Here is a 19,928-nt window from a genome sequence, read left to right on the forward strand (position 1 = left end):
GTGAGCCTCCCGCCAGGGACGAACGGGTCTGCCCTCCCGGCGGAGAGCCCTCACGGGTGGATGAGTATAGAAGTTTTTGCCCTCCAGGCGGCCGGGATGGGTTTGCCTGCGGCGAACCCCTACGCCGTTGCCCCGAAGTATGGTACAAGAAATCGGGCTGCCCGGCGTGCAGCCCCTGCGGTACCGATTTACACGTTCAAAAATTTGCCTGCAAATTTCTCATTCAGCTGGAGACTAGTGACTGGGAGTTCAATCAGGGCGCGCATCCTGCGGCATTGCAGCCATTCGTCTGATTGCCGCCGTTCCATCTCTTCGCTCTTCACTCTGCACTCCCCTTCGTGTTATGATGATAAAAACAACTTTCACGAAAGCGAGGCTTTGCTGTGCGATTTTTACATACTTCTGACTGGCACCTGGGCCGGATCTTCCATGGTCTCCACCTGCTGGAGGACCAGTGGGCCGCCCTGGACCAGATCCTGGACCTGGCCCGGGAATACAAGGTGGATGCCCTTCTGGTGGCCGGGGATGTGTACGACCGGGCCGTCCCTCCCACGGAAGCGGTGAACCTGCTGGACGAAACCCTCCGCCGGCTGGTGCTGGAATTAAAGATCCCCACCCTGCTCATTGCCGGCAACCACGACAACCCGGACCGGCTGAACTTCGGCCAGGCCCTTTTTGCCGCCCGGCAGCTGTACATCACCGGACCGGTGGATCCGGATACCCATCCGGTGGTGCTGGAAGATGGGGACGGGCCCGTATACTTTGCTCCCCTCCCCTACTGCGAACCTCTCACCGCCACAGAACTGAGCGGAGAAAAGCAGCCCACCCATGAAGCTGCCCTCCAGTGGCAGGTGGCACGGATCCTCCGGCAGATCCCTACCCGGGCCCGGAAAGTGGCCCTGGCCCATGTGTTCCTCACCGGGGCCCAGACCACCCCGGACAGCGAACGGCCCCTGGCCGCCGGCGGGGCCACCACCGTGAGCATCGACTGCTTCAAAGACTTCCACTATACGGCCCTGGGACATCTCCACGCCTGCCAGAACAACAGTCCCCGGGTCCGGTACTGCGGCTCCCTGCTGAAATATTCCTTTGCAGAAGCCAGCCAGAAAAAAGCCGTCCACATTGTGGACCTGGACGGCAAAGGGGACATTTCCGTGGAAACCGTTCCCCTTAAGGCTCCCCACGAACTGGCGGTACTGAAGGGAAAATTCCGGGACCTGTTGGAGAACCCCCGGACCGATCATCTCCAGGACTATCTCCAGATCCAGCTGACGGACCGGGTGCCCGTCCTGGATGCCAAGCACCGGCTGGAACAAGTGTACCCCCAGATCCTCCAGCTGGGCTATGAACGGCTCCAGCCTATGGAAACAGAAGCAGCCGCCACCGCCCAGCGGAAGGGGCTTTCCACCGACGACCTGTTCCAGGCCTTTTTCCAGGAAGTCCAGGGCCGGGATCTGACGGAGGGGGAAAAAGCCCTGTTCCACCAGATTGCCGATACCGTGAACCAGGAAGGGAGGAAAGCCTGATGCGCCCCCTGAAACTTGTGATGACCGCCTTCGGTCCCTACGCCAACGAAGAGACCATCGACTTTACCCGGCTGGGAGACAACCGGTTCTTCCTGATCACCGGCCCCACCGGAAGCGGCAAGACCACCATCCTGGATGCCATCACCTTTGCTCTCTATGGCACCCCAAGCGGGGATCTCCGGGACAACCGGTCCCTGCGCAGCGACTATGCCACCCCGGACCGGAAAACAGAAGTCCGGTTCACCTTCCGGAACCGGGACCGGGCCTATGAAGTGACCCGGACCCCGGAACAGGTGCTGAACAAACAGCGGGGAGAAGGAACCCGGACCGTGCCTGCCGGTGCCTCCCTGGTGGAGATTCTCCCGGAAGGGGACCGGAAGGTGCTGGGTACCTCCAACAGCTCCGTGACCCGGGCGGTGGAACAGCTCCTGGGGTTCCAGGCCCGGCAGTTCCGGCAGCTGATGGTGCTGCCCCAGGGAGAATTCCGCCGGTTCCTGGTGGCAGATTCCAAGGAACGGAAAACCATCCTGGAAACCCTGTTCAAGACCGGCCAGTACAGCGCCCTGGAAGAGGCCCTGGACGCCCGTGCCAAGACCCTGAAAAAGGAATATGAGGAATGCCGGCAGAAATACCAGCTGCTGCTGGAAAGTGCCGGTACCGACAATCCTGCCGCCCTGAAGGAACGGATCCAGGAAGAAAAGCAGCAGGCCAAAGCCCTGGAAGCCCAGGCCGCCGAAGCCCAGAAAGCCTCAGCCGCCGCCCTGGAAGCCCTCCAGCAGGCCCAGCAGCTGGCCCACACCTTCCAGCGCTGGCAGGAGGGCCAGAAACGGAAGGAAACCCTGCTCCAGCAGGCACCGGCCATCCAGGAACTCCAACAGAAGCTCCAGTGGCTGGAAGAGGCCCTGAAGCTCCACCCCATCTACGACCGGACCCGGAAGGCCAAGGCCCGGCTGGATGCGGCGGAAGGGCTGCTGGCCCGGGCCCGGGAGACCCTGAAAGCCGCCCAGGAAACCCTCCGGCAGCAGCTGGCTTCCGCCACGGAAACCAACACCCATGCCCTCCAGGAACAGATGGCCCAGGTCCGGGAACAGCTGGCCCGGATGACCGCTGTTTCAGGGGAAACCGTCCGGATGGCCCAGGCCCTTGTTCCCGGGAAGCCCTGCCCGGTGTGCGGTTCCCCGGACCATCCCCACCCTGCCACCCAGACCCGCCAGGCCCAGGAGGAACTGGCCCGGAAGACCCAGGCCATGGAAGCCAAAATCGCCCAGCTGAACCGGAAACAGAAAGCCCTGGAAAAGGCCCAGACGGAAGCGGATCAGGCGGCCGGATCCTGCCAAACCGCTGAAGAAAACCTGGCTGCCGCCCAAAAGGCCTTCGAGGCGGACCGGGAGGCCTATAAAACAGCTCTGGAACAGTCTCCCTTCCCGGATCAGCATTCTTTTGTGGCCGCCCACAAAGCCCTTCCCAGCAAGCCCCTGTGGCAGGAACAGGTGGACCGGTACCGGCAGCAGACGGACAGCCTCCAGGGAGAACTGAAGCTGTTGGGGGCCCAGCTGAAGGACAAGACCCCTCCGGACCTGGCACCTCTCCAGGAAGCGGTCCGGCAGACCGGCAGCGCCGCCCACACCCTGGCCACCCGGACCGGGGCTCTCCAGGAAACCCTCCGCCGGGAAGAAGCCAGCCTGAAGCAGCTGGAAAAACTGGAAAAGGACCTTTCCCGGCTCCAGGAAGCCTACGGACCCATCGGCCTCCTGGCCTCCACTGCCAAAGGGGACAACAGCCGGAAGCTGACCTTCTCCTCCTTTGTGCTCCAGGCGGTGCTGGACGATGTGCTGGAAACCGCCAACCTGCGGCTGAACAAGATCAGCCAGGGACGGTACAGTCTGTACCGGAGCCAGGACATTGTGGATGCCCGGAAGGAACAGGGGCTGGGACTGGAAATCATGGATGCCTTTACCGGCCAGGCCCGGGCGGTGACCACCCTGTCCGGAGGGGAGATCTTCTTCACCTCCCTGTCCCTGGCCCTGGGGCTGTCCGATGTGCTGGAATCCTACGCCGGAGGCCTGCACCTGGACACCATCCTGGTGGACGAAGGGTTCGGGTCCCTGGATCCGGAAACCCTGGACAGTGCCATCAGCGCCCTGCTGGAAATCCAGAAAGGCGGCCGGCTGGTGGGCATCATCTCCCACGTGGCCGAATTAAAGGAAAGGATTTCCGCCCAGCTGGAAATCATCCCCACCAATCAGGGAAGCACCACCCGGTTCAGGGTGTAAAAAGGGGGCTGTTGCATAAGCAACAGCCCCCTTTTTTACACCCCTCTCATCTCCGGATCCCAGATGATCTTGTGGAGCTGGACCTGGATGCAGACCTGGGCCAGCTTGTGGTCCCGGACGAATTCCACCAGTTCTTTAGGCTCAATGGCTCCGTACACTGGAGACACATACACCTGGCTCCGAATGGTATACTCCTGGAGGACCTGTTCCATATCCAACAGGTCTTCCCGGCTGCCCACCACGAACTTCACCACATCGTCTCCGGTGAGCCGGGTAAGGTTTTCCATCCGCATCCGTCCCCGCATCCCGGAAGAAGGAGATTTCACATCCATGGTGTAGAACAGGCCTTTGGGCCGCTCTTCCAACAGAGGCACCGCCCCGTTGGTCTCGATGTTCACTTCATACCCTTCCCGGGAAAGGGCCCGGCACAGGCCATCCAGCGGCTGGAGCAGCGGCTCTCCCCCGGTGAGGGTCACTTTTTTCCAGGGATAGCTGCGAATCCGTTCCAGCAGTTCCCCCTCCGTCAGGTGATTCCGGGCATCGGACCGTTCCAGGGCATAGCCGGTGTCGCAGTAGCTGCACCGGAGGTTGCATCCGGCGAACCGGACGAACACAGCCATATAGCCGGTGCGTTTTCCCTCCCCTTCGATGGAGTCGAACAGCTCCACCACAGGAAACGTTTCAGTCTTCATAAATGGCCACGTTCCCTTCCGATTCCTGGACGGAGACCCGGGTGCAGAAGGGGATCTGGTCGTGGATCCATTTGGCAATATTTTCCGCCGTAGGATTGGTTTTCACAATGTCATTGATGAAGGCGTGGTCCAGCTGCATCACCACCTCCTTGATGTGGGTGAAATCCACCACCATGCCGTTTTCGTCCAGGGTTTCCCGCTGGCAGGTCACGTCGATGATCCAGTTGTGCCCATGGAGATGGGTGCATTTGCTTTTATAAGGAAGCTGGAGACAGTGGGCTCCGCTGACTTCCATCCGTTTGGTTACCGTATACATGATCAATCCTCCAGTGCCGGGTCTTTGACCCCATTGGCGGCAAAAGCCCGTGCCCGGTCGATGCAGGTACCGCAGGTGCCGCAGGGTTTGTCCCCGCCTTCATAGCAGCTCCAGGTCAGTTCATAGGGGGTGTAGAGCTCCAGTCCCCGTTTCACCACGCCGGCTTTGCTGCAGCTGGCAAAAGGCGCCACAATATGGCACTGGCTGTACGTACCCAGAGAAATGGCCCGTCCCATGGCGTCCAGGAAGGCTTCGCTGCAGTCCGCATAGGCGTTGCCGGCCGCATCATCTGCATGGGCTCCGATGAAAATGGATACATCGTCCTTTTCGTAGATGCTCATGGCCAGGCTGGCCACTGCAGAAAGCATGAGCCCGTTCCGGAAGGGCACATAGGTGGATACCTTCTCTTCTCCATTTTCCGCGATCTGCTGTTCATAACTTTTGTGGACGATTTTTTCCGTGGAATGGTCCAGCAGGGAACAGTTGGAATACTGGAAGATCTTGGAAAGATCCAGTTCATAATGGGGCAGGCCGTAATAGTCCGCCACCTTCCGGGCGCATTCCAGTTCCTTCCGGTGCTTCTGGCCATAAAAAATGGAAACGGTGGACACGTTTTCTTTGCCGAATTCTTCCACTGCCACAGAGACGCAGGTGGTGGAATCCACCCCGCCGCTGGACAGCACCAGGGCTTTCTTATTCATGGACAAAGGCCTCCATTCTCCGCTGGGCCATGTCTTTGTATTCCGGCTGATAATAAACGGCAAAGGGCAGGATGCTGATGCCACCCCGGGGATTGAAATAGCCAGCCACTTCCAGGTATTTGGGCTGGAGCAGGTCCACCAAGTCGTTTTTGATGATGTTCACACAATCCTCATGGAAGTCCCCGTTGTTCCGGAAAGAAAACAGATACAGTTTCAGGGATTTGCTTTCCACCAGCTTATGGTCCGGGATGTAGCTGATCACGATCCGGCCGAAATCCGGCTGGCCGGTTTTGGGGCAGAGGCTGGTAAATTCCGGGCAGTCCAGCTTCACCATGTAGGGAGCCTCTTCATGTTTGTTGGGAAAACATTCCAGCACTTCCGGCGCATAGGTATTCTGGTACACCGTATGGCCGCTGCCCAGTTCGGTGACCCCCTGCAGTTCTTCTTTTGTTCTCATGGTCATTCCTCCAAAAAGTACAGTTTTGGAAAACCCGCAGTCGAAAAAAACAGTTCCGAGCGGACTCACAAAATTAAATTATACCGTATACGGGACAGAAAGGGAAGAGTGCAGAGCGAAGAGAGGAACCGTAGGGGCCGCAGGCCCGGCGGCCCGCTCCAGAAATCACCAAACGCACAGAGGGGCCCCAGGCCCGGGGTCTTCCACTCAAAACAAAACCGTTTCTCCATCCTGTGGCATAACATAATTGGTGACTCCTCTTCCGGCCAACCTGCCTTTCATGTCATAGCGGGTCAAAGAAGCATGAGCCACATTGTCCATATGGGTTATAAAGATTGTTGCCCTGGGTACGGTCCGGGCCACACACTCCACATCCTCATCATTCATGATCAGCCGGCCAAATCCCACAAGCTCTGCTGCACAGGCGTTGACTGTAACCACTTCCGGAGAATAAGCTTCCAGCGTTTGCTTCACGCCAGGATACCATACAGTGTCTCCGCTCACATACAATGTTTTTTCTCCCTGGGCCTGAAAAACCACGCCCATGGCATTGCCGCAGGAGACCATAGTTCCATGTTTGGCCGGCACTTTGGTCAGCGTTACATTTTTCCACACGGTCCCTTCTGCAGAGAGCACCTGTACTCTTTGGAACCCGGATTTCCGGAATACGGCCGCATCTGTTTCGTTTTGGACGAATACGGGAACAGTCTTGTCCAAAAATTTTCCTACCGTACCATCTGCCGCCACATCAATGTGATCTGGATGGATATGGGTGACGATATAAGCATCCACTCCTTCCCTGATTTTTTCTCTGGACAGGGGCAAGCCGTAAAAAGGCATGGGCAGCACCATTTTTACCGGGTCCGGGACCTGGTAGTTTTCTTGGGAAATGTCGTCAAAGGATCCCATGCTCCCTTTGTCAGCTAACCATGGATCTAGAAGAAAGGTCACTCCTCCGAATTTGATTTTATTGGTTGCGTTGCGAATCTGCTGGATTTCCATTGCATTTTCCTCCTTGATACTTTGGCTGTATGAGAAAATTATAAAAAAAAGGAAATCCCGCTCCATGGAAAAAAACAAGTCTTTTCTTGTCCGGAGTTGAAAAATTCAAGTTTCCGGCAGTTCCAAGTTCTTTAGCACCATATCAACCGTACAAATGCCATATTTTTGAAGCTGCACCAGAATTCTTTCCTGTTCTTCCACCGACTGAAAAAACATGTCCAGAACATAAACCTGACGTCCAGTAATCTGATAACAATGGAGTACTTGACAACCGCATTGAGCCAAGAATACTACCAAAGGAGTCTTTTGCGGTATCCCTGCTTCCAGGCGGATCAAGGAATGAAGCGGATAACCATAGACAGGACAATTTACATTGACCGTATACTGTTGGATGATTCCTTTGTCCTCCAGCTTTTCAATGCGATTTTTTACGGCTTGCCCGGAAAGATGGACTTTTTCACCCAATTCCTGCAGCGTAATCCTTCCCTGATGACGCAAAATATGGATGATTTGTTCATCGACCTGGTCCACTTTATTCTTTTTATCCAATTTTGCCCTCCTTATCCTGTGTTGACAAGTGGGGAGTTATCCACTTTTTCGTGGATAACTCCCCGCTTTATCAACATTTTCCCCTTTGGTTCCTCAGCCCAGGTGTTTTTCCAGTCCCAGGACGGCCAGCCGTACGCAGTCGTCGCAGGAACAGAGCATTTTCCCGGTGCCCACGCCTTTCAGGTCCCGGCAGATGGTGGCGCCGGCTTTTTCTTTGAACTCCTGGAGGATTTCGTTCATCACCGTCTTGGCCGGCTTGCCGCTTTTGTCCAGCAGCCCCAGCACCACAGCAGCCCCGGTGAGGGCACCGCAGGTGGCGTCCATGCCTCCCATGCCTCCCCCGAAGGCGGACCCCAGGGCCCGGAGTTCTTCGGTGGATTTGCCCAGTTTGTCCTGGTAAGCCAGGAGCACGGCCTGGGCACAGTTGGTATGCACATCAGTGCTGTGTTTCAGTTCTGCGGCCTTTTCCGCCCGCTTGGATGTTTCGATCATCGTATAGAATGCTCCCCTCATGAAACTATTGTCTTTATTATACGTGCTGCCGTCCAAAGAAACAACCGGGTTTACAAAATCCCCGCCGGCAGGTGGACGGTTACGCCCGGTCCCAGAGGGATATCCAGGGCAACCCACACCAGCATGAACAGGATCCACACCACCTGGAGCACCGCCGCCAGAGGAATCAGGTTGGAGATGAAGGTCCCTACCGTGCAGTCCGGATCATATTTTTCCTGGGCCACGCTGAGCATCATCCACAGATAAGGCATCATGGGAGTCACACTGTTCCCCGGGGAATCCCCCAGCCGGTACAGCAGCTGGGCAAAAGCCGGATGGTACCCCAGCAGCATGAACATGGGCACGAAGATAGGAGCAAAGATGGCCCATTTGGCGGATCCGGAAGACATGAAGATGTTCACGAAGGCACAGACCAGCACAAAGGTCACGCACAAAGGCAGTCCCGTAAAGCCCATGCTCTGGAGGAAATCTGCTCCGCCGATGGCCAGCAGGGTCCCCATTTTGCTCCAGTTGAACAGCCCCTGGAACTGGCCGCAGAAGAAGCAGAACACCACATAGGACCCCATGTGAGACATCTGCTTCACCATGGCCCCGTTGATATCTTTTACAGTCTTGAACTTGCCGGTGGTCATCCCATAGGCAATCCCGGCAAAACTCATCAGGAAGAACAGAATGGGGATCAGCCCCTTCAGCAGCAGGGAGCCCACCAGGGTATGGCCGTCCTTGGACAGGATGCCGGTGAAAAAGCCAACAGCGATGATGGCAATGTACACCAGGCTCACCCAGCCGGCCCGGCGGAGCCCCTTTGTTTCCGTTTCCGTCAGGTCCTGGACCGCTTCCAGTTCTTTGGCTTCATACTTCCCGAACCGGGGTTCGATGAGGTGCTTGGAGGTGTACCCCAGCACCAGGGCCACCAGGAAGGTGGAAGCCACCATAAAGTACCAGTTGCAGGTGACGTCCACGGCGTAGACCCCTTTGCCCAGGAATCCGTCCAGGGCCTGGTTGGTAAGCCCCTGCATCAGGGTATCAGTGCCGGCGATCATCAGGTTGGCAGTAAAGCCGGCGTTGGCTCCGGCGTATCCCACGATCATCCCCACCAGAGGGTTCTTCCCCACCCCGATGTACACCAGGGCCGCCAGAGGGGGAATCACCACGGAAGCCGTATCCGAGGCAATATTCCCCATGGTGCCCACAAAGGCAATCAGGTAGGGCACCACTCCCGGGGGCACGTTCTTCATGCTCCGCCGGAGCAGGCTTACCAACAGGCCGCTTTCCTCACAGAAACCGATGGCCAGGGTCATGGTGATCACAAGGCCCAGAGGGGCGAACCCGGAGAAGTTCTTCACCATGTTGCTCAAAAGCCAGTTGACCCCCTCTTTGGTAAACAGATTCTGGGCCATGACCGCCTTGCCGTTGGCCGGGTTCACCAGGCTCATTCCGGAAGCAGAAAGAGCCGCTCCGGCCAAAGCCGTAATGACAAACAGAATGCAGAACAAAATGGCCGGAGGGGGCAGTTTGTCACAGACCTTCTCCACTCCGTTCAAAAACCGGTCCACCCAGCTGCCCCGGGCCTGCTGCGTTTCTCCCTTCATCTTATCCCTTCCTTTTCCTATAACTGTGTCAAACAAACGTACCCGTAGGGGCTGCACGCCGGGCAGCCCGCCCATTCACCATTTGTCCTGACATCCTGCGGAACAACCGGCCTGCGCCCCTACGGTTTATGTTTTACTTATACATTTTATAATTATAGCCTAAACTCCCCCACTTCAAAATCCCCTTTTTTCTCTCTGTTCCCGAGCCCAGCTCTTTTTGCTTCGGGGTTCCCCCAGCACCAGGGACCAGAGCATCCCCTGGCGCAGGTCCCCGGAAAGCACCGGGTGGCCGACCGTTTGCCCCTTCGGGTGCCGGATTTCCGCCACCTGGGGAGCCACTGTGGGCTTCAGGTCCCGGATTTCTTCCACCAGGTCACTGCGTACGGGCTTTACCGTAGGCTGGAGGGGCGGCTCTTTTTGGGCAGGAGCCTGAGCCTCCTCACAGACGAAAGGTCCCGGACCCGGTTTCCGGACCGGTTGGGAGGGCTTTTTCAGGGGCCGTTTCTTTTTTCTCAGCAGCTGGCTTCCCAGAAGGAACAAGATCCACACCAGGAACAGCAGCAAATCGCTTTTCATAGGCCCCTCCTGTTATTTTTCCGGTTTCCGGGTGGGCGGCAGTTCTTCCTGGCCGCCAGCCACCAGGCTTTCCCGCATTTTGGTGTCCGCCAGCAGGTTCTTCATCTGATAGTAGTCCATGACCCCCAGATGGCCTTCCCGGAGCGCCTGGGCCAGGGCTTCCGGCACCTGGGCCTGGGCTTCCACCACTTTCGCCTGCATTTCCTGGGTGTAGGCCCGCATTTCCTGCTCCTTGGCCACAGCCATGGCCCGGCGTTCTTCGGCCTTGGCCTGAGCGATGTTCTTGTCCGCTTCCGCCTGGTCCGTCATCAGCTGGGCCCCGATGTTCCGTCCCACGTCCACATCGGCGATATCAATGGAGAGAATTTCAAAAGCTGAGCCGGCATCCAGTCCCTTGCTCAGCACGGTCCGGGAAATGTGGTCCGGGTTCTCCAGCACATCCGTGTGTTCTTCCGAAGACCCCACGGTGGTGACGATACCTTCGCCCACCCGGGCGATGATGGTGCTTTCCCCGGCGCCCCCCACCAGCCGGTCGATGTTGGCCCGGACAGTGACCCGGGCCCGGACCTTCAGCTCGATGCCGTTCTTGGCCACGGCAGAAATCAGCGGGGTCTCGATGACCTTGGGATTGACGCTCATCTGGACCGCTTCCAGTACGTCACGGCCGGCCAGGTCGATGGCCGCCGCCCGTTCAAAGGTCAGAGGGATGGCCGCCCGTTCCGCGGCAATCAGGGCATCCACCACCCGGTCCACATCCCCCCCGGCCAGATAATGGGCTTCCAGCTGGTCCACGTTCACATCCAGGCCGGCCTTGTTGGCCTTCACCAGAGGCAGGATGATCTTGGAAGGGATCACCCGGCGGAGCCGCATGCCCACCAGGGTGAAGATGTGCACGTTGACCCCGGCGGCCATGGCGGAAATCCACAGGCCCAGAGGGACAAAGTGCAGGAACAGGACAATGATGACCAGGATGGCCACCAGGAATACGGTACTGCCTAAAATTGCAATCATGGGTTTTCCTCCTTCCGGACTACGGTCCGGCCTCCGGTGGCTGCCACCACACGGATGGCCGTCCCCGGTTCATAAAATTCCCCTTCGGTGATCACATCTACCAGTTCCCCATCGATCAGGGCCCGTCCGGAAGGACGGAGCACCGTCTGGGCCACACCGGTTTTGCCCACCAGATCCTTCCGGTCTGCATTGCCCGTATAGCCCTGGGCAGCGGTGGACCGGAGATGGAGTGTCACCTGCCGGCCCAGCCAGCTTTTGGGACCCCGGCGGATCAGCCAGAACCCCAGGACCGCCAGCACCAGCAGGACACCGCCCACCAGAGCAGCCGCCTGGGCCGTGGCCCCCAGAAAGAAATACAGGGACCCCAAAAGACAAAGGATGCCGGTGATGCCGAACAGGCCAAAGCCGGGAATGAACCCCTCCACCGTCAGCAGCACCACACCCAGAAACAAAAGCTGCAGTTCCATAGGGACCTCCTTTCCTCAGGATAAAAAGAGATTGATAAGTATTATTCGAGATAAAAAGGGAAATCCCTGCTATTTGGGAGGAGCGAATGGTTTGGTGGCTTGGTGATCGATTATCCTTCGCAGGATGCGCACCAAGGGTTGCTCTGCACTCCCGCCCGGTGCGCCCGCTCCCGGACTCCCCTATATCCCTTCCCCCCACAAAAAAAATACAATAAAAAAGACGATACAGCGTTACGCGTGTATCGTCTTCTTTTGTGGTGGGCGCTAACAGGATCGAACTGCTGACATTCTGCTTGTAAGGCAGACGCTCTCCCAGCTGAGCTAAGCGCCCATAAATTGGTGACCGGAGAGGGAATCGAACCCTCGATACCGCCGTGAAAGGGCGGTGTCTTAACCGCTTGACCATCCGGCCAAAAAAAATGGTGATCCGCCAGAGGATCGAACTCTGGACACCCTGATTAAGAGTCAGGTGCTCTACCAGCTGAGCTAGCGGACCATCATGTCTTTGGTTTTCTCAACCGCTGACTTTGTTAGTATACAAGATAACACGAAATTTTGCAAGCCCTTTTTGAAAAAAACTTTATTTTTTTTCTTTCAGCCAGTGATGGGCCGCTTTCAGCACCTGTTTCACCGTCAGATCCCGCATGCACCGCATGTCGTCACAGTGGTGCTTCATCCCCTTCCGGCACCCGTCACAGGGAGGATTGGCCCGGACAATGGTGGCCTGTTTCGTATAGGGTCCGTACAGTTCCGGATGGCTGGGGCCGTACATGGCCACAATGGGCACCTTCTGGCTGATGGCCACGTGCATGGGTCCGCTGTCGTTGGTGATGATCAGGCTGCACCGGCTCATGGCCGCCGCCAGTTCTCCCAGAGAGAATTTCCCGGTGGCCACCATGGGTTTGCTTCTCATGAAGGACACTGCCTCCCGGACCATATCCTCGTCCATGGAGCCTCCGAAGAACACCGTCCGGTATCCTTCTTTGGCCAGGGTATCCGCCACCTGGGCAAACCGTTCCGGAGCCCACCGTTTGGTGACCACTGCACTGCCGATGTTGAACCCCACCACTTTTTCTCCCGGCTTCAGGTCCTGGGCCGCCCAGTAGGCCTCTGCCGCCTGTTTGTGCTCCGGTCCCGGGAACACTTCCAGACCGTTGTTTCGAAGGTCCTCCACCCCCATCCGCTTCAGCACGTCCAGGTACATGTCCGCTGCATGGATGGTCCGATTCAGCTTCAGCCAGGGATGGAAGAATCCCCGGAACAGGAAATGAGAGGCTCCCACCTTTTCCGGCACCACAGCCATGGCATCGATGAAGGAGCACCGTTCGTTGGGATGCAGGTTGATCAGCAGGTCGAAATGGGCGTCGGTGATCCGCCGGCTCATGGCCCACAGGGCCCGTAGGTTGTTGTCCTTCCCCTTTTTGTCGATGGTCCACACATGGTCGATGTTTGGATTGTATTCCACGATTTCCTTCAGCTTCTCATCCACCAGATAGGTGATGTCCGCTCCGGGCGCCGCCTGGCGCAGAGCATGGAGGAAGGGGGTGGTAAGCACCAGATCCCCCAGATGCATCAGGAAGGTTACGATGATTTTCTTTCCTGCCAGTTCAGTCACAGGCTTTTTCCTCCTTTTTCCGGTACAGGTCATACACCTGGTCCGGGGTCACTTCTCCCATACAGGTCCAGTGGTCACAGTGCTTCTTCAGACAGCCGGCACACGCTGCCGGACTCACCAGCACGGTGGCCCGGGGATTTCCGTAAGGGCCCGTCCGGTCCGGCCGGGTAGGTCCGTACATGGTCACCAGGGGCTTCTGGAGCGCCGTAGCAATATGGAGGGGCCCTGTGTCTCCGCTGACATAGAAACGGGCCCCCTTGATCAGGGCTCCCAGTTCCCGGAGACTGGTCCCGCCGATCCAGTCCAGCAGATGGGGTTCCGGCCCCGCCAGCTCCCGGATCTTTTTTCCCAGAGGGACATCTTCCGGTCCCCCGGCCAGCACCACCCAGGTCCCCTCTGCCAGGAACTTCCGGGCCAGGGCGGCATAATGGTCCAGGGGCCACCTCTTGGTTTCCCACCGGGCCCCGGGCACCAGCACCACATAGGGCAGGTTTTCCTGGTCCGGCATTCCCGCCTCCAAAAGCCGCCGGCGGATGGTTTTTCCTTCTTCCTTCAGAGCCGGCATGGGATAGGTGATCTTGTCCGCCTTCGCCCCCAGATACCGGGCCACATCCAGGTACCGTTCGATCACATGGTCATGGGCATGGGCCCCCACAATGGGCCGGGACACCAGCCGGCTCCCTTCCCGCATCTCGCAGTAGCCGATCCGGTTAGGACAGCCGGTGAGCCAGGCCATGACGGCACTTTTGAACAGCCCCTGGAGGTCGATGACCATGTCGAATTTTTTCCCCCGGAGCAGGGCCCGGGTTTCCCGAAGGGTCTTCCATTTGTCCCCCCAGCCCATCTTCCCGAAGGCCTTCTTGTCGAAATACAGCACTTCGTCGATGATAGGCGGCTCCGGCACAAAAGCGCTGAACTGGGGATGGACCAGCCAGCTGATCCGGCTGTGGGGAAAGGTTTCCCGGAGGGCTGCCGCAAAAGGCAGGGCGTGGATCACGTCCCCCAGGGAGCTCATTTTGATGATCAGGATGTTCTGGTAGGTCACTTTGCCGCCTCCTGCCGGTCCAGCACCTGGCGGACAAAGGCCAGCAAATCCGTCCCGGTGAACCGGTACCCCGGGATTCCTGCTCCCAGAGCCGCCTGGACGTCACTGTCCTTGTCCCCGATCAGGAAGGACCCTTCCCGGTCCAGATCATGGTCTGCCAGCGCCTGGAGGATCATTCCCGGCCGGGGCTTCCGGCAGTTGCACACCACCGTCAGTTCAGGGATCACCCCTTTGGTGGGATGGTGGGGACAGAAATAGAAGCCGTCGATCTGGCCGCCGGCTTTCCTGATTTCTTCCGCCATATAGGCATGGAGGTGTTCCATGTCCTTTTGGGTGTAGTAGCCCCGGGCGATGCCGCTCTGGTTGGTCACCACATACACCTGATACCCCTGGCGGACCAGGGCGGCCACCGCCTCTTTGGCGCCGGTCACCCATTCCACCTGGTCCGGACGGCAGATATATCCCTTGTCGATGTCCAGGACCCCGTCCCGGTCCAGGAACACCGCTTTTTTCTTCTTACTCATGCTTTGTAATAGCCGTCAGAATCCCGGAGCACCTGGCAGTATTCCTTCACCGCCTGGGCAAAGTCCGTAAAGCCTCCGTCATAGCCAGTGGCCAGCAGCTTGGTGGCGTCCGCCTGGGTATAGCTCTGGTATTTCCCTTTCAGCACTTCCGGGAAGGGCACATAGACCAGTTCCCCGCTGCCGAAGAATTCCAGCACCGCCCTGGCCATGTCGTTGAAGGTATGGGCATGGCCGGTGCCCAGGTTGTAGACCCCTTTCAGTTCCGGATGCTGCCAGAAATAGAACAGCACCTTCACCACGTCCTTCACATAGATGAAGTCCCGGGTCTGTTCTCCCGGTCCGTAGCCGTCGTATTCCCCGAACAGCTTCACCTTGTGTTCCCCCTGCCACTGAAGGAACATCTGGCGCACCATGGAGGCCATTTTCCCCTTGTGGTTTTCCTGGGGCCCGAACACGTTGAAATACCGGAACCCGGCGATCTGGCTTTCCGCCTTGTCGAAGTACCGGCGGGCATAGTTGTCGAAGAACAGCTTGGAGAAGGCATAGACGTTCAGGGCTTCTTCACAGGCCGGTTCTTCCCGGAACCCGTTCTTCCCGCTGCCGTAGGTGGAGGCAGAAGAAGCATACAGGAACTGGATCCGCCGGTCCAGGGCAAAGTGCATAAGAGTTTTGGTGTATTCGAAGTTGTTTTCCATCATGTACTTGCCGTTGTATTCCATGGTATCGGAGCAGGCTCCCTCATGGAAGATTACTTCGATGGGTTCATGGTCGAACTTCCCGTCCCGGACCCGCTGGATGAAGTCCATTTTGTCCAGGTAGTCCATGACCTTCAGCCCCTGGATGTTCTTGAACTTCACCATATTGGTGAGATTGTCCACCACCAGGATGTCATCCCGGCCCTGTTCGTTCAGTCCCTTGACGATGTTGCTGCCTATAAAACCGGCACCCCCGGTTACAATGATCATAATTTACCCTCCTTGACCAGTTCTGCGATTTTCCGGATCACCCCGGTGGTGGAATAGCCTTCCTTGAAGGGCAGGATCTCCACCCGGCCGGCGTATTCCCGTCCGGCCACTTCTTCCGGTTTGTAGTCTCCGCCTTTCACCAGGATATCCGGCCGGATCCGGCGGATCAGTTCCGTGGGCGTGTCTTCTCCAAAGAGCACCACCGCGTCCACACAGCCCAGGGCAGCCAGGATCCGGGCCCGGTCATTTTCCTGGTTCAGGGGACGGGTCTCCCCTTTCAGCCGTTTCACCGATGCATCGGTATTGACCCCCACGATCAGATGCTGTCCCAGCCGGGACGCCTGTTCCAGATAGGTCACGTGGCCGGTGTGGAGGATGTCGAAGCAGCCGTTGGTGAAGACGATCTTCTCCCCGGCCGCCTGCCAGGTCCGGGCCAGGCTGGTCACTTCGTCCCAGCTGAGAGGCCGGTAGTCCCGTCCTTCCCGTTCTTCGCTGGCCAGCACTTCCTTCAGCAGTTCCTCCCGGTGCACCGGATAGGTCCCCACTTTGGAAACCACGATCCCCGCCGCCTTGTTGGACAGATTCAGGGCTTCTCCCAAAGGCAGGCCTCCGGCTACCGCCGCCCGGAGCACCGCCGCCACCGTATCCCCGGCCCCGGACACATCGAATACGTCCCGGGCAGTGGCCGCTTCCGTGATTACTTCGTGTCGGTTGATCAGGGAAACCCCTTTTTCCGACCGGGTCACCACCACATTCCTGATGTGGAAAGCATCCCGGGCTTTGGCCGCCAGTTCCACCAGAGGTTCCGTTTCGTTGGGCACCACTTTGCCCCCGGCTTCGCACATTTCCTTCACATTGGGGGTGATGAAATCACACCCCGTATACTTCCGCCAGTCTGCTCCCTTGGGGTCCACCAGCACCGGCACCTGGGCACTGTGGGCCAGGTCGATCACCGTCTGACAGAAATGGTCGGAACAGACCCCTTTGGCATAGTCGCTGAGAGCGATGCCGTCCAGGCCGTCCTGGAGCCGCTGTTCCAGCCAACTCAGCAGCCGGCTTTCCTCTTCCGGGTTCAGGTCTCCCGGCTCTTCGAAATCCAGCCGGAGCATCTGCTGCCGGGCTCCGATGATCCGCATTTTGGTAATGGTACTGCGGCCGGGCATGGGCAAAAGGCCGCTGAAATCGATTCCCGCCGCTGCCATTTTTTCCTCCAGGGCTTCCCGGTGCTCATCCAGCCCGGTTACCCCTGCGGCATAGACTTGCACGCCCAGTCCCGCCAGATTGGCCGCCACATTGCCGGCGCCCCCCAGGACGCTTTCCATCCGGCGCACCCGGTTCACCGGCACCGGGGCTTCCGGAGAGATCCGCTTCACTTCCCCGTACACGTACCGGTCCAGCATCACATCCCCGATCACCGCGATCCGCAGCTTCTGGATGTCTTCTGTAAGGAATTGGGTACTTTTGGTATTACGCATAGTCTTCCACCAGCTCGCAAATGATATGTCCCATGATTTCATGGATTTCCTGGGCCCGGGCGGTATTCACCGCGGGCACGTCCAGCAGCACGTCGCACAAATCCGCCATTTTGCCGCCCCCTTTGGCCGTAAAGCCGATGACCCGGATCCCTTTGGCCCGGGCGGTCTCGATGGCCGCCAATACATTGCCGCTGTTGCCGGAAGTGGAAATCCCCACCAGCACATCTCCTTCCCGGCCCAGGCCTTCCACCTGCCGGGCGAAGATCCGATCATAGCCGTAGTCGTTGCCGATGGCCGTCAGGATGGAGGTATCCGTGGTGAGAGCCAGCGCTGCCATCCCCGGCCGTTCCTTCTGGAACCGGCCCACGATTTCCGCCGCCCAGTGCTGGGCGTCCGCCGCCGATCCCCCGTTGCCGCAGAACATCACCTTGCCCCCGGAAGCCAGGGTCAGGGAAATCATCCCCGCCGCCTCCTCAATGGCCTTCAGCAGCCGTTTGCTGCCCATGACCTTGTGGACCAGTTTTTCATGTTCCAGGAGACGGGCTCCAATCAGTTCCTGTGCCTTACCACCGATAGAGGTCATATGTCACACTCCATTCATGATCATTGTTGTACTTCTTGTCCCGATATTCCAGTCCCAGACGGAAGCAGCAGAAATCATGGTACCACCGGTAGATGTATTCGTAGACGCTGCTCTTGCCCTGGTCATACCGCATGACAAAGTTCACCCAGTCATTGGGGCCCAGCCGTTTGCCCAGTCCCCACTGGATTTCCTTGGCCATGTCCGGATCCGCATAGGAGAATACGGAACTGTGTTCCTTTTCATAGTAATAGCCCAGCCAGGTGTTCCAGCCCCCGTCGAAGTTTTTGTTCAGGGTGGCGGAATACAGCATGGTCTTTTTGGTTTCATCGTTAATGCTTTCACGGACCCATTTATGTCCCATCCCCAGGTTCAGGTACAGGGGCATCTTCTCGTGGGTGAGACGGATGGGATCATGGTTCAGATAGAACCCGTATTCCGTATGCCAACTCCGCTTCCAGTTGTCCTTCCACAGACCATGGCTGATGTAGGCGGAATAGTTCACCGGCACCCGGTCGTCGAACTTGTGGGCCTTGTAGACGAACTTCACATCCCGTTCCTTCCGGATCCAGTTGTTGTCCGAGTCTTCCATATGCCCGTCCTGGATCTGGACATAGAAGTTCTTTTCCTCCTGCCGGTCGGTAAAGAGAGGCCGCCAGCCGATCTTGGAATAGTACTTCAGTTCCGCATCCAGGTTGTTCTTGTTGCTGATGGGCACATCCAGGTTGTAGCGGATCTTCACTCCATGGTCCGTATCGTACCCGATATGAGGCAGCAGACTCTGTTTTTCGTCACTGTCACCCATCCGGTTGATCCACCGGTCCCGGGAATAGATGTGCTTGCCTTTGACGAACACCTTCACATTGTAGGCGATGATCTTGTCCTTGGGATAGATCACCACTTTGTCCGCCTTCACTTCCACACAGGGGGGATGGAGCACTGCCGGGCACCGGGTGGTGCTGCCGCCGCTGGTAAGTTCCACCCGGTCCGGATAGATTTCCCCGATATCCGCCCGGTACATATCCTTGCCGTTGTAGCCGGAAATGTTCTTCACCGTACCGGTTTTGTCCAGGAAGTTGTAATGGCCCCACTGGCCGTTGGTGACACTGGTGCCGCTGCCGGTCTCTTCCACGATCCGGCCCCCGGTCAGAAGGTACACATCCCCGGTTTTGGAATTGCCCTGGGCCTGGGCAGTGTACAGCTTCTGGTTGCCCTGGTACAGACGCACGTTCCCCTTGGCTTCAAAATCACCGGTTTCCGAATTGTACTGGACCTGATCCCCATAGATGGTAATGGGCAGGGTGGATTCGCTGGGAACCGTTTCCCCCTTTTTCTGACGGAGCTCCTGTTCCTTGGCTGTTTCCCGTCCGGCCCGGGTGATGGTTTCCGTCTTGGCATCCGGCTGGTCCTGGATCCGGTGGACCCCTTCCTTGGTCCGGGCCAGAGATTCCACTTCATCCAGGCTCTGGATAGCCGGCTGGAAAGCCGGACCGTCCTTGCTGCTCAGTTTTCCCCCGTCATAGGTCACCGCTGCACTGGCCATGCCCGGCAGCGATACCGCCAATGTAATTCCTAAGGCCAACGCCTTTTTGTTCATAGGATTCTGTCCTCCAGTGGATAAATTTCCTCATCAAATCTTGCAGTGTCCCGGCAGTTCCCTGCCCGAAAAACAGTTACACTCTTCAATATTATAACACAAAAGGCCCCTCTCTTCCGCAACTTTGTGTGAAAGAGAGAGGCCCTGGTTTCCGTCTCAGAGAGTAGCCGTATCGTAGGCGCTTCCGTCGTCTTCATCCAGCATAGGCTGGCTGCTGCTATCCTTTTTGGCCAGCTTCTTGGCTTCTTCGTCCCGTTTCTGGGCTTCTGCCAGAGCGGCTTCCGTTTCTGCATCCGCCTTGTCTTCTCCGGTCTTGGCAGCCGGTTCCTGGACGGTCTGGGAGTCATCGGCCGGCTGGGCGGCTTCCGGTTCCATTTCATCCAGGGCTACCCCGGTGTTTTTCTTGGGCTGGGGAGCGGCGGCCGGTTCCTTCTGGGCTTCCGCAGCCGGTT

Annotated in this window: 20 protein-coding genes, 3 tRNA genes and 1 pseudogene; 2 read left to right on the forward strand and 22 right to left on the reverse strand. The window is 58.1% G+C overall.

Features of this window, described 5'->3' with window-relative positions; genetic code table 11:
• Positions 1 to 383 precede the first annotated feature (383 nt).
• Complete coding sequence (locus QVO43_RS03875) at positions 384 to 1,526, forward strand: exonuclease SbcCD subunit D (RefSeq protein WP_022487277.1); 1,143 nt, start codon at positions 384 to 386, stop codon at positions 1,524 to 1,526.
• Positions 1,526 to 3,799 (forward strand): AAA family ATPase, encoded by a 2,274-nt coding sequence (locus QVO43_RS03880; RefSeq protein ID WP_022487278.1) that lies wholly within the window; start codon positions 1,526 to 1,528, stop codon positions 3,797 to 3,799. Before QVO43_RS03875 ends, QVO43_RS03880 begins: the two co-directional genes overlap by 1 nt.
• Before the next feature lie 35 nt (positions 3,800 to 3,834).
• Here the strand turns inward: QVO43_RS03880 and queE are convergent, their stop codons facing one another.
• The 22 genes and pseudogenes from queE to QVO43_RS03990 form a co-directional block, all read right to left on the reverse strand.
• The gene (gene queE / locus QVO43_RS03885) at positions 3,835 to 4,491 is read right to left on the reverse strand and encodes a putative 7-carboxy-7-deazaguanine synthase QueE (protein WP_022487279.1); all 657 of its coding nucleotides are present in this window, start codon (positions 4,489 to 4,491) and stop codon (positions 3,835 to 3,837) included.
• Positions 4,481 to 4,807: a 6-carboxytetrahydropterin synthase QueD gene (gene queD / locus QVO43_RS03890; RefSeq protein ID WP_022487280.1), complete on the reverse strand. Its 327-nt coding sequence runs from the start codon at positions 4,805 to 4,807 to the stop codon at positions 4,481 to 4,483. Before queD ends, queE begins: the two co-directional genes overlap by 11 nt.
• Before the next feature lie 2 nt (positions 4,808 to 4,809).
• Complete coding sequence (queC, locus tag QVO43_RS03895; protein WP_022487281.1) at positions 4,810 to 5,508, reverse strand: 7-cyano-7-deazaguanine synthase QueC; 699 nt, start codon at positions 5,506 to 5,508, stop codon at positions 4,810 to 4,812.
• Positions 5,501 to 5,971, reverse strand: a complete 471-nt coding sequence (gene queF / locus QVO43_RS03900) for a preQ(1) synthase (protein ID WP_369678677.1) — start codon at positions 5,969 to 5,971, stop codon at positions 5,501 to 5,503. The genes queC and queF overlap by 8 nt, the downstream gene beginning before the upstream one ends.
• 201 nt (positions 5,972 to 6,172) lie before the next feature.
• Positions 6,173 to 6,967, reverse strand: a complete 795-nt coding sequence (locus tag QVO43_RS03905; RefSeq protein ID WP_022487283.1) for an MBL fold metallo-hydrolase — start codon at positions 6,965 to 6,967, stop codon at positions 6,173 to 6,175.
• Between the two features lie 105 nt (positions 6,968 to 7,072).
• The gene (locus QVO43_RS03910) at positions 7,073 to 7,516 is read right to left on the reverse strand and encodes an Lrp/AsnC family transcriptional regulator (RefSeq protein WP_022487284.1); all 444 of its coding nucleotides are present in this window, start codon (positions 7,514 to 7,516) and stop codon (positions 7,073 to 7,075) included.
• Between the two features lie 93 nt (positions 7,517 to 7,609).
• The gene (locus QVO43_RS03915) at positions 7,610 to 8,008 is read right to left on the reverse strand and encodes a C-GCAxxG-C-C family protein (RefSeq protein WP_022487285.1); all 399 of its coding nucleotides are present in this window, start codon (positions 8,006 to 8,008) and stop codon (positions 7,610 to 7,612) included.
• 71 nt (positions 8,009 to 8,079) lie between these two features.
• Positions 8,080 to 9,621, reverse strand: coding sequence for an AbgT family transporter (locus QVO43_RS03920; RefSeq protein WP_022487286.1), 1,542 nt, complete (start codon positions 9,619 to 9,621; stop codon positions 8,080 to 8,082).
• Positions 9,622 to 9,795: 174 nt separating this feature from the next.
• The gene (locus tag QVO43_RS03925; RefSeq protein WP_022487287.1) at positions 9,796 to 10,197 is read right to left on the reverse strand and encodes a hypothetical protein; all 402 of its coding nucleotides are present in this window, start codon (positions 10,195 to 10,197) and stop codon (positions 9,796 to 9,798) included.
• 12 nt (positions 10,198 to 10,209) lie between these two features.
• Positions 10,210 to 11,208: a flotillin-like protein FloA gene (gene floA, locus QVO43_RS03930; protein WP_022487288.1), complete on the reverse strand. Its 999-nt coding sequence runs from the start codon at positions 11,206 to 11,208 to the stop codon at positions 10,210 to 10,212.
• Positions 11,205 to 11,675, reverse strand: a complete 471-nt coding sequence (locus QVO43_RS03935; protein WP_022487289.1) for an NfeD family protein — start codon at positions 11,673 to 11,675, stop codon at positions 11,205 to 11,207. The genes floA and QVO43_RS03935 overlap by 4 nt, the downstream gene beginning before the upstream one ends.
• A 255-nt stretch (positions 11,676 to 11,930) precedes the next feature.
• Positions 11,931 to 12,006, reverse strand: a tRNA-Val gene (locus QVO43_RS03940).
• 6 nt (positions 12,007 to 12,012) lie between these two features.
• Positions 12,013 to 12,087, reverse strand: a tRNA-Glu gene (locus tag QVO43_RS03945).
• A gap of 8 nt (positions 12,088 to 12,095) precedes the next feature.
• Positions 12,096 to 12,171: transfer RNA gene (locus tag QVO43_RS03950), tRNA-Lys, on the reverse strand.
• A gap of 84 nt (positions 12,172 to 12,255) precedes the next feature.
• Positions 12,256 to 13,248 (reverse strand): glycosyltransferase family 9 protein, encoded by a 993-nt coding sequence (locus QVO43_RS03955; RefSeq protein WP_441293922.1) that lies wholly within the window; start codon positions 13,246 to 13,248, stop codon positions 12,256 to 12,258.
• Positions 13,249 to 13,282: 34 nt separating this feature from the next.
• The gene (gene waaF / locus QVO43_RS03960; protein ID WP_022487291.1) at positions 13,283 to 14,335 is read right to left on the reverse strand and encodes a lipopolysaccharide heptosyltransferase II; all 1,053 of its coding nucleotides are present in this window, start codon (positions 14,333 to 14,335) and stop codon (positions 13,283 to 13,285) included.
• The gene (locus tag QVO43_RS03965; RefSeq protein WP_022487292.1) at positions 14,332 to 14,859 is read right to left on the reverse strand and encodes a D-glycero-alpha-D-manno-heptose-1,7-bisphosphate 7-phosphatase; all 528 of its coding nucleotides are present in this window, start codon (positions 14,857 to 14,859) and stop codon (positions 14,332 to 14,334) included. The genes waaF and QVO43_RS03965 overlap by 4 nt, the downstream gene beginning before the upstream one ends.
• The gene (gene rfaD, locus QVO43_RS03970) at positions 14,856 to 15,824 is read right to left on the reverse strand and encodes an ADP-glyceromanno-heptose 6-epimerase (protein ID WP_022487293.1); all 969 of its coding nucleotides are present in this window, start codon (positions 15,822 to 15,824) and stop codon (positions 14,856 to 14,858) included. Before rfaD ends, QVO43_RS03965 begins: the two co-directional genes overlap by 4 nt.
• Positions 15,821 to 17,299: a D-glycero-beta-D-manno-heptose-7-phosphate kinase gene (gene rfaE1 / locus QVO43_RS03975; RefSeq protein WP_022487294.1), complete on the reverse strand. Its 1,479-nt coding sequence runs from the start codon at positions 17,297 to 17,299 to the stop codon at positions 15,821 to 15,823. The genes rfaD and rfaE1 overlap by 4 nt, the downstream gene beginning before the upstream one ends.
• The gene (gmhA, locus tag QVO43_RS03980; protein WP_022487295.1) at positions 17,292 to 17,882 is read right to left on the reverse strand and encodes a D-sedoheptulose 7-phosphate isomerase; all 591 of its coding nucleotides are present in this window, start codon (positions 17,880 to 17,882) and stop codon (positions 17,292 to 17,294) included. The genes rfaE1 and gmhA overlap by 8 nt, the downstream gene beginning before the upstream one ends.
• Complete coding sequence (locus QVO43_RS03985; RefSeq protein ID WP_022487296.1) at positions 17,863 to 19,476, reverse strand: hypothetical protein; 1,614 nt, start codon at positions 19,474 to 19,476, stop codon at positions 17,863 to 17,865. Before QVO43_RS03985 ends, gmhA begins: the two co-directional genes overlap by 20 nt.
• A 156-nt stretch (positions 19,477 to 19,632) precedes the next feature.
• A pseudogene (locus QVO43_RS03990) lies at positions 19,633 to 19,928 on the reverse strand (hypothetical protein); the annotation flags it as partial.

Source organism: Acidaminococcus sp. CAG:542 (assembly GCF_000437815.1).
GTDB lineage: Bacteria > Bacillota > Negativicutes > Acidaminococcales > Acidaminococcaceae > Acidaminococcus.

Coding starts and splice junctions, on each gene's coding strand:
- QVO43_RS03880 (WP_022487278.1), top strand. CDS start 1,526: ATGCGCCCCCTGAAACTTGTGATGACCGCCTTCGGTCCCTACGCCAAC.
- queE (WP_022487279.1), bottom strand. CDS start 4,491: ATGAAGACTGAAACGTTTCCTGTGGTGGAGCTGTTCGACTCCATCGAA.
- queD (WP_022487280.1), bottom strand. CDS start 4,807: ATGTATACGGTAACCAAACGGATGGAAGTCAGCGGAGCCCACTGTCTC.
- queC (WP_022487281.1), bottom strand. CDS start 5,508: ATGAATAAGAAAGCCCTGGTGCTGTCCAGCGGCGGGGTGGATTCCACC.
- queF (WP_369678677.1), bottom strand. CDS start 5,971: ATGACCATGAGAACAAAAGAAGAACTGCAGGGGGTCACCGAACTGGGC.
- QVO43_RS03905 (WP_022487283.1), bottom strand. CDS start 6,967: ATGGAAATCCAGCAGATTCGCAACGCAACCAATAAAATCAAATTCGGA.
- QVO43_RS03915 (WP_022487285.1), bottom strand. CDS start 8,008: ATGATCGAAACATCCAAGCGGGCGGAAAAGGCCGCAGAACTGAAACAC.
- QVO43_RS03920 (WP_022487286.1), bottom strand. CDS start 9,621: ATGAAGGGAGAAACGCAGCAGGCCCGGGGCAGCTGGGTGGACCGGTTT.
- QVO43_RS03925 (WP_022487287.1), bottom strand. CDS start 10,197: ATGAAAAGCGATTTGCTGCTGTTCCTGGTGTGGATCTTGTTCCTTCTG.
- floA (WP_022487288.1), bottom strand. CDS start 11,208: ATGATTGCAATTTTAGGCAGTACCGTATTCCTGGTGGCCATCCTGGTC.
- QVO43_RS03935 (WP_022487289.1), bottom strand. CDS start 11,675: ATGGAACTGCAGCTTTTGTTTCTGGGTGTGGTGCTGCTGACGGTGGAG.
- QVO43_RS03955 (WP_441293922.1), bottom strand. CDS start 13,248: ATGCATCTGGGGGATCTGGTGCTTACCACCCCCTTCCTCCATGCTCTG.
- QVO43_RS03965 (WP_022487292.1), bottom strand. CDS start 14,859: ATGAGTAAGAAGAAAAAAGCGGTGTTCCTGGACCGGGACGGGGTCCTG.
- rfaD (WP_022487293.1), bottom strand. CDS start 15,824: ATGATCATTGTAACCGGGGGTGCCGGTTTTATAGGCAGCAACATCGTC.
- rfaE1 (WP_022487294.1), bottom strand. CDS start 17,299: ATGCGTAATACCAAAAGTACCCAATTCCTTACAGAAGACATCCAGAAG.
- gmhA (WP_022487295.1), bottom strand. CDS start 17,882: ATGACCTCTATCGGTGGTAAGGCACAGGAACTGATTGGAGCCCGTCTC.
- QVO43_RS03985 (WP_022487296.1), bottom strand. CDS start 19,476: ATGAACAAAAAGGCGTTGGCCTTAGGAATTACATTGGCGGTATCGCTG.